The organism is Nitrosophilus sp. (assembly GCF_982775275.1).
In genome coordinates, this window is the sequence record NZ_CEXZHP010000064.1 from 1 (window position 1) to 7,856 (window position 7,856).

General features: G+C 29.4%; 13 protein-coding genes. 6 read left to right on the top strand and 7 right to left on the bottom strand.

The annotated features are described in order from the left end of the window. Positions 1 to 137: 137 nt before the first annotated feature. Genes AC30RD_RS04485 through AC30RD_RS04495 form a run of 3 tightly spaced genes read left to right on the top strand, consistent with a single transcriptional unit; the run spans position 138 to position 2,090 of the window. A complete protein-coding gene (locus tag AC30RD_RS04485) occupies positions 138 to 560 on the top strand; it encodes a hypothetical protein (protein WP_489493091.1) in 423 nt (140 codons plus the stop codon). Beyond that, positions 547 to 1,107 carry a methyltransferase domain-containing protein gene (locus AC30RD_RS04490; RefSeq protein ID WP_489493092.1) on the top strand — a complete coding sequence of 187 codons (561 nt, stop codon included), beginning with the start codon at positions 547 to 549 and terminating at the stop codon, positions 1,105 to 1,107. Before AC30RD_RS04485 ends, AC30RD_RS04490 begins: the two co-directional genes overlap by 14 nt. Next, positions 1,098 to 2,090, top strand: a complete 993-nt coding sequence (locus tag AC30RD_RS04495; RefSeq protein WP_489493094.1) for a ribonuclease Z — start codon at positions 1,098 to 1,100, stop codon at positions 2,088 to 2,090. Before AC30RD_RS04490 ends, AC30RD_RS04495 begins: the two co-directional genes overlap by 10 nt. Here the strand turns inward: AC30RD_RS04495 and AC30RD_RS04500 are convergent. After that, complete coding sequence (locus AC30RD_RS04500) at positions 2,087 to 2,719, bottom strand: TetR/AcrR family transcriptional regulator (RefSeq protein ID WP_489493095.1); 633 nt, start codon at positions 2,717 to 2,719, stop codon at positions 2,087 to 2,089. The genes AC30RD_RS04495 and AC30RD_RS04500 overlap by 4 nt on opposite strands. A gap of 267 nt (positions 2,720 to 2,986) precedes the next feature. Between AC30RD_RS04500 and AC30RD_RS04505 the strand changes: the two genes are divergently transcribed. Together AC30RD_RS04505 and AC30RD_RS04510 are read left to right on the top strand one after the other, a co-directional pair. Continuing rightward, complete coding sequence (locus tag AC30RD_RS04505; RefSeq protein WP_489493096.1) at positions 2,987 to 4,051, top strand: tyrosine-type recombinase/integrase; 1,065 nt, start codon at positions 2,987 to 2,989, stop codon at positions 4,049 to 4,051. 15 nt (positions 4,052 to 4,066) lie between these two features. Next, on the top strand, positions 4,067 to 4,360 hold the full coding sequence (locus AC30RD_RS04510; RefSeq protein ID WP_489493097.1) for a chorismate mutase: 294 nt from the start codon (positions 4,067 to 4,069) through the stop codon (positions 4,358 to 4,360). 3 nt (positions 4,361 to 4,363) lie between these two features. Here AC30RD_RS04510 and AC30RD_RS04515 read toward each other — a convergent pair whose 3' ends face one another. The 4 genes from AC30RD_RS04515 to AC30RD_RS04530 form a co-directional block, all read right to left on the bottom strand. After that, a complete protein-coding gene (locus AC30RD_RS04515) occupies positions 4,364 to 5,062 on the bottom strand; it encodes an OmpA/MotB family protein (protein ID WP_489493098.1) in 699 nt (232 codons plus the stop codon). 8 nt (positions 5,063 to 5,070) lie between these two features. After that, a complete protein-coding gene (locus AC30RD_RS04520; protein WP_489493100.1) occupies positions 5,071 to 5,769 on the bottom strand; it encodes an OmpA/MotB family protein in 699 nt (232 codons plus the stop codon). Between the two features lie 2 nt (positions 5,770 to 5,771). Further along, on the bottom strand, positions 5,772 to 6,530 hold the full coding sequence (locus AC30RD_RS04525) for a motility protein A (protein WP_489493101.1): 759 nt from the start codon (positions 6,528 to 6,530) through the stop codon (positions 5,772 to 5,774). A gap of 72 nt (positions 6,531 to 6,602) precedes the next feature. Beyond that, complete coding sequence (locus AC30RD_RS04530) at positions 6,603 to 6,866, bottom strand: hypothetical protein (protein WP_489493102.1); 264 nt, start codon at positions 6,864 to 6,866, stop codon at positions 6,603 to 6,605. Positions 6,867 to 6,900: 34 nt separating this feature from the next. On the opposite strand from AC30RD_RS04530, the gene AC30RD_RS04535 reads away from it, so the two are divergent. After that, positions 6,901 to 7,104, top strand: a complete 204-nt coding sequence (locus tag AC30RD_RS04535; RefSeq protein ID WP_489493103.1) for a hypothetical protein — start codon at positions 6,901 to 6,903, stop codon at positions 7,102 to 7,104. Here the strand turns inward: AC30RD_RS04535 and AC30RD_RS04540 are convergent. Together AC30RD_RS04540 and dksA are read right to left on the bottom strand one after the other, a co-directional pair. Further along, entirely contained in the window at positions 7,088 to 7,588 is a 501-nt protein-coding gene (locus AC30RD_RS04540) for a type 1 glutamine amidotransferase domain-containing protein (protein ID WP_489493104.1), read from the bottom strand. The genes AC30RD_RS04535 and AC30RD_RS04540 overlap by 17 nt on opposite strands. Continuing rightward, positions 7,588 to 7,856: RNA polymerase-binding protein DksA (dksA, locus tag AC30RD_RS04545; protein ID WP_489493105.1), on the bottom strand; the 269-nt coding region annotated here is incomplete at its 5' end. The genes AC30RD_RS04540 and dksA, both read right to left, overlap by 1 nt.

Sequence of the window (7,856 nt, forward strand, 5' to 3'; positions counted from 1 at the left end):
CTAGATGATTAAATATAATTTTAAATGTAACTATTACATATTTTCATGTAATTTACGGAACATATTATTTCTTCCTTCAGTGGTTGTTGGAGGATTTTCTAACATATTATTTAATATCATTTTAAAAAGAGAAAGAAATGGAATCAAAATTAGAAAGATTAAAAAAATTAACAGATAAGATCGTAAGTTTTGAAATAATTAGAAAAGAGAACAAAAATAGATTAAAAGAGCTTTTTTTTGAACTAAATATTGATGAAAAAGTAAAAATATTTGATGATTTATTTGATTTTAAAGCTATGAATCTAAGCGGAATATCATTGGATGATGAAAATTTTGGAAAACTTCAAGAGAAAAAATATATACAGATAATTGCCATAAAAAAGATAGATAAAAAATTGAAAAATATAAACTTAAGATATTTTGGAAGGGCGGAAAAGATAGAGGAGATATTGAAAGATAAGATTGTTGAATTTGTTTTAAGATGGAGACTTGAGAAAAGTTTTTTACAGGTTGAGCATTATAAAAAATTGGTTAAAAGAGTAGATAGTGATAGAAGATAGAGTAAAATGGGATGAAAGATATAAAAAAGAGAAGGATATCCCAAAAGAGCCTTCACTTATAGTAACAAAATATTATAAATATGCAAAAATTAAAAAAGCTTTGGATATTGCATGCGGAATAGGAAGAAATAGTAAATTTTTAGCAAAAAAGGGCTTTAGCGTCGATGCGGTTGATATTTCAGATATTGCTTTAAAAAATATCAAAAATATTAAAAATATAACACCAATACTTGCTGATCTTGATCAATATAATATAAAAAAAGATTTTTATGATTTAATCATTTGTATAAATTATCTAAATAGAGAACTTTTTAATCAAATTAAAGATGGATTAAAAAACCAAGGGGTATTGATATATGAATCTTTGGTTTATAACAAAAGATTATCTTCAAATATGAATAAAAGATATCTTTTAGAAAAAAACGAGCTTTTGCATCAATTTATAGATTTTGAAATTTTATATTATGAAGAAAAAGAGATAAAAAATATAAAAAATGAGCTAGTTTATAAAGCATATTTAGTCTGTAGGAAAATAAATTGCAAATAATTTTTTTGGGAACAAGTGCCGGAAAACCTACAAAAAAAAGAAATGTCTCAGCTATTGCTTTAAAGCAGGAAAATTCAAAAGAGTGGTTTTTGTTTGACTGCGGAGAAGCAACGCAACATCAGATATTAAAGATAGATCTTTTGACTCTATCTACTTTAAAATATGTTTTTATCACCCATCTGCACGGAGATCACATATACGGGATTTTTGGCCTTTTGGCTTCAAGAAGTATGATAGAAAACGCAAAAAAATTAACCATATTTGGACCAAAAAATATAAAAAATCTTTTAAAAAGCGTTTTTAAATATACCCAATTAAATCTAAGTTTTGAACTAGAAATTGTAGAGATAGAGGAAGAAAAAGAGTATAAAATAGAAAATTTCACAATATTTATAAAAAAATTGTCCCACTCCATCGATAGTTTTGCCTTTATATTAAAAGAGGATGATAAAAAGGGAAATTTAGATGTAAAAAAACTAATCGAAGATGGAATTTTTCCAGGTCCTATTTACTCTGAGATTAAGAATAATAGATTTGTAACGATAGAAGGTAAGACAATCGATACAACAAAATATCTAAAAAAGCCAAAAAAGGGTAGGGTTATTATAATAGCCGGAGACAACGATAAACCTCAAATTTTATTTGATATAGCAAAAAAATTTGAATCTATAGATGTTATGATACATGAAGCCACATATACGCAAGAAGTTTATGACAATCTAAAAATAGATATAAAACACTCAACCGCCAAAAATGTAGCTATAGCGGCTTCAAAAATGGAAGTAAAAAATTTGATATTAACTCATTTTAGCTCAAGATATACTACATCTTCAAAAAAAAGCTCTAAACACAATATAGACGAAATTTATCAAGAGGCAAAAAAATATTTTAAAAATAGGCTTTTTTTAGCAAATGATTTTGATATATATGAATTGGATTTAGAAAAAAGAGAGTTGATATTAAAAAATATCAACTTAGCTTAAGGGGTTGAGGCTATACTCTCCCAAAAAAAATCTACATGCTTTTCAAAAAGTGTAGATAAAAATGTTGTAGGCTTTTTATCAAGTCTTAAAAGGGTAACTTCCAGCCTAAAATAAAACAACGGAGCAAAAAACTCTTGTGCCATTAATTTTGGATCTGAACTTCTAATGAGCCCCTCTTGCATCATTATAAAAAAAGCGGTTGATAACTTTTTGATATTTTCTTCATAAAAATATTTTAAAAACTGCTCTCTTACCTCTTTATTTTGCATAAGTTCTAATAAAACTATCTTAAAAAATTTTTCATTTTTTACATCAAACGTTATAAGTTTTATCGCAGCTGCATATTCGGATAAAAATCTTTTACCTCTTAATGCGCTCTTTTCAATAGGTTTTTTTTCAAAATATTGATCAAAAGGGGAGGTAAAAAGTTCTTTCATTATTTCTTTAAATATCTCTTCTTTATTTTTAAAATGGTTATAAATTGCACTCTCTCTTATACCTACCGCCTTTGCTATCTTTCTAACAGAAGCTCCTTTATATCCATACAAGGATATTAGCTCTAAAGCTGCATCTAAAATCTTCTCTTTTGTTCCTTTTTTATTAATTTCCTTTTTAGTTTCCCCATTCATGGGCTTCTCCTTTGTTTAATTAACAATTGTTCATAATTATTTTTTACTATATGAACAAATGTTCATAATATAAAAAGTTAATATTAACAAACGTTCATATAATTGATTTTAAATATTAACATCTGTTAACTTAAATAAAAATTTCTTTTGCAAAGGAACAAAAGAAAAATATGATAAAATTTGATAAATTTATATATCAGAGTAGAGACAACCTGATAGATAAAAGTTTGAAAATTATAGTTTTCAATACTTTTTATAGGATATATTATGAGATACCCTTTAGATTTTAAATCCAGCTTTGATAAAACTCTCCTTTTTTGGATAGAAAGATATATAAGATATAAATTAACAACTTTATCTAATAGACAGGTAAAAAACCAAAAAGTTATTGAAAATGCGATAAATAGATTGACAAAGGGGGTTAACTCTATAAATGAACTTGAAATGATTGCAAAAGAAGTTAGAAACTGCGGGCTTATCGGTATAAATACCTATTTTAAACCTTTGGAAAAACTTTACAACTATTTAACCAATTTAGGATTATCTTCAATGAAAGAGATCGATGAAGAGATGATAATAGATTTTTTAACCTCCTCGACTGCCGGTCTTAGCGATGCAACAAAAAAAAATTACAGAACCGCTATGATAAACTTTTTTTCCTATATAGATAAACAAAACGAAGAAGATGACGGATCTTCTAAACATTTTGCAATTGAACTTAAAAATTGGGGAGGAATAAGAGGAAAAGCTGGAACTAAACTTCCTGTTTATTTAACCGAAGATGAGATATCAAAATTTTTAAATTCTATTGAAAATTATCCATTTCAAAAAAGTATCGCATCAAGAAACAGAGCTATTATTAAAATGATTTTATACACGGGTATTAGGGTTTCAGAAGCCATAAATTTGAAAATAAAAGATATTATTTTAGATAAAGATGTATATCTATTAAAAATTGTAGGAAAAGGAAATAAATCAAGAGTAGTTATGATAAAATCTAAACATATAAAAAAAGATTTAGACGAGTGGCTTGAAAAAAGAAGATGCAGCGATAACCTTCTTTTTTGCAACAAAAGGGGCACTACCCTAACCCAAGCTTATATTAGTAGGATAGTAGAGAAGATTTTGTTAAAAGCCGGTATTAGAAAAGAGAAAAACGGAGCACATATGCTAAGACACACTTTTGCTACCCTTTTGTATTTGAAAAGCAAAGATCTTGTGCTTGTTCAAGAAGCTCTTGGACATGCGAGTTTAGATACCTCAAGAATTTATACCCATTTTGATAAAGAGAGATTAAAAAAAGCGGCGAGTATTATGGATGATATTAAATAATATAAAGGAGAATGTATGAAAGAGTGCAACTCATTAGAAGAGGTAAGAAAAGAGATAGATAAAATTGATGAAGAGATCGTAAAGCTTATAGCGCAAAGAAGCAGATATGTAAAACAGGCCGCAAAATTTAAAGATAGCGTTGAAGAGATAAAAAGTGACGAAAGAATTAACGATGTTTTAAATCATGTAAGACATCTTGCTGGAACTTTAGGAATATCTCCTAATTTAGTAGCGGATATTTTTAAAATTTTAATTGATAAAATGGTAGAGATGGAGATAGAAGAGTTTAAACATGGCGGGGCGTATTGATTATTATTTTCTATCCGCCTCTACCATTATAAATATCTCTACCCTACTGTTTCTTCTTTGTAACATAGGATGTTTCCATTTATAAAGAGGTTTTGTGTTTCCATAACCGGTTACCGCAAACAAAGATGGATCTACACCTTTTGATATGAGATATTCGGCAACTACCGTCGCCCTTTTTATAGATAAATCCCAAGCATCTTTGATCCCTTTTATTTTTTTGCTGGGAGTAGAAATATCTGTGTGTCCAACTATTTTAATTTTTATTTTTTCCCCTTTTTTTACGCTTTTTTGAATTATTTTTAGCGTTTTTGCTATCTCATCAAGAGCATTTTTGGCTTTTTTAGTCAAACTATATGAATTTGGTAAAAAAATAACATCATCAAAAAGTCTAATTAGTGCATACTCTTTTGTTGCAACTATTTGGTATGCAGAAACGGGAAGAAGTTTTTTAATTCTTTTTTTTATTTTCAATACAACATCTGTAGAAAAAGGCACTATAGGAGGCATAATAGCGGTTTGTTCTGGAGCAAATTTTGGATTTTCTCCCTGAAAATATGATAAAAATTTCATAGCTTTTGTAACATCCACGGTGCTCATTGCGTATAATAAAATAAAAAATGTTAAAAGAAGCGACATTAAGTCACTAAAGCTAACAAGCCATCCTGGGATACTTTTGCATTCCTCTTTTTTTCTTTTAGCCATAATATTCCTTATACGGATAGATCGATAACAAACTCTATCCTTCTATTTTTGGCTCTGTTTGATGGAGTGTCGTTTGGAACTATCGGCTCAAACTCCCCTCTTCCCTCGGCTCCTAAAGCTTTTTGATTGTATCCGCATTTTATAAATAGTCTCAATATATTTACCGCTCTAGCGGTAGATAACTCTAAATTGTTTCTAAATCTTTTTGATTTAATAGGTGTATTGTCCGTATGCCCTACTATTAATAAAGGAAGTTCACTATCTTTTAGCTTATCACATAGAGTCATTATATAAGGTATTACATCTTTATATGGATAAGCTTTTCCGGGAGGAAAAATTTTATCAGTGTATAATCTTAAAGTTATCATACTTCCGTGAGAGACTACTTCGGCTTCAAATCCAGCGCTTTTTAGCATCTGTTTAATTTCATTCAATTTTTTTTGAACCGCTTTTTTCTTTTTGATCTTTGGATACATGGGAAAATTTAGATCTACTTTTTTCCCCTGAATTATAGTCTCTTCGCTTTTTAAAGTTCTTCCTCCAAAGGCTTCCGTTAATCCTCTAATCGATTGATAAAATTTTTCTAAAGAGATAGTACTCATTGAGTATAATAAAATAAAGAAAGTCAATAGAAGCGACATCAAATCCCCAAAGCTCACTAGCCAACCTGGGACACTCTTACACTCCTCTTTCTTTTTTCTTGCCATTTTTATTCACCAACTTCAACACCGTATAAAGCCGCTAGCTTTTGCTGCAACGAATTTGGATTTAGACCTTTTTCTATAGCTTTTGCCGTAATTAGATAAGACTCTTTAAACATCAACTCTACATCTTTATAATATTTTAATTTTTTTACTATGGGAATACATAAAACGTTTGCTAAAACAGCGCCATAAAGGGTAGTTATCATTGCCACGGCCATGCCGGGACCAAGGGCTGCCGGATCTGATAGGTTTTGAAGCATCTGAATAAGACCTATAAGAGTTCCTATCATTCCAAGGGCGGGAAAAAGTTCTCCTAAAGAGTCCCAAACATTTACTTCGGTTGAGAGCTTTTGATCGATTTGAGCCAACGCGTTTTCTACATTGCTCTCTATCTCTTCGATATCTTGTCCATCTATTAACATTCTCATTATATCGCCAAGAAGCCTATCTTTTTCATAATATTTATCTATATCAGACTCAAGAGACAATATCCCCTCTTTTCTTGCCTTTTTCATCGTTTCAACCAAAAAATTTATAGTCTCCATAGGATCAGGCATACCGGGTTTAAAAACTTTTCCTATCGCTTTTACGCCGTTTATAAAATCTTTCATCGGAAAACTTGCCAAAGCGGCCGCCATCCCACCACCTACAACTATCAATAAAGATGGCGCGTTGACAAAAGCCATCGGGCTTCCGCCAATTATAATAGAGATAATAATCAAAAGCCATGCGCCACCCATACCAACTAAAGTAGCTATATCCATATACCTATCCTAAAAATATTTAATTTTGTTCTATTTGCATTATTATCGGAATTTAATAAATTTTTTTTAATTTTAAGAAGAGAGTTTTTCAAAAAGAATTTTTATATTATTGATCATTTCATCAAAACTATCAAAAAAAATCTCAATCTTTTTATCCTCATTTTTTAATATTATAATTATTGCATATTGAGAAATTTTTACTTTATCAAAGTTTTCTTTAGCCCATTCTAATGAAATCGGGGTTTTTTCTCCATTTTCAAGTTCTACTATAGCACTTGGATAGATGTTTTTTATCTCATTTAGATTTATCTCTTTATCTTTAATGATTATTTTCATATAATTTCCTATATATCTTTGTTAAAGGATTTTAATGAAAGTGCCATTAATTATATCTTATAACGGTTTTGAGCCAGTTAATCTTTATAATGTAGATAGTTTTTTGCTAAAAGAGGAAATAATAGTTTTTCATTTTTCAAAAAGAAGCGTTGAATGGATATTTGAAACAAAAGAGGAAGCAAAAATAGTTTATGAAATTATTTTAAAAAGTTATGTCCATTTTATTGAAAACGAGTAAGAATCTTTTTCATAAACAAAGGCAAGGCAGAAGGGTCGGTTGCCGTAATAATATTGCCGTCTTCTACAACTTTTTGGTCTATATAAACTGCTTGAGAATTTTTTATATCGTCTTTAATAGAAAAATATCCTGTTGCCTTTTTTCCCTTTAATATACCAGATGAGATCAATACCCAAGGGCCGTGGCATATTGCAGATATTAAAGAGCCCTTTTCATACGAGTTTTTTACAAAATTTAAAATTTCTCTGTTTGCCCGTAATCTATCTGGAGAGTAACCACCCGGAATAAAGATAATATCATAAGTTTTGTTTTTTATATCTTTTATAGAGAAACTATTTTTTACAATAAAACCATGTTTTGATTCTACGCTTTTACCTTGAATCGAAACAATATCTACATAAAAGCCGGCCTCTATAAATCTATAATATGGATAGATAAACTCTCTTTCATCAAAAAGAGCATCTATCAAAATGGCAACATTCATTATCTATTTGGTTCTTTTTCAATTATCTCTCTACATACAATGCAATATTTTGCATAAGGCTTTACTTTAAGTCTTAACTTTCTAATAGGTTCTCCACACATTTCGCAAGTTCCGTATGTTCCATTTTCTATCTTTTCCAAAGCCTCTTCAATCTCTTTCAATTCTTGAACCTGCTTTTCGTTAATAGCGTTATCTATAAGATTATCTGTACATAAGGAAGCATAATCTCCATCATCGTTCACTTCCACGTTTTTCAACTCTTCAAGTT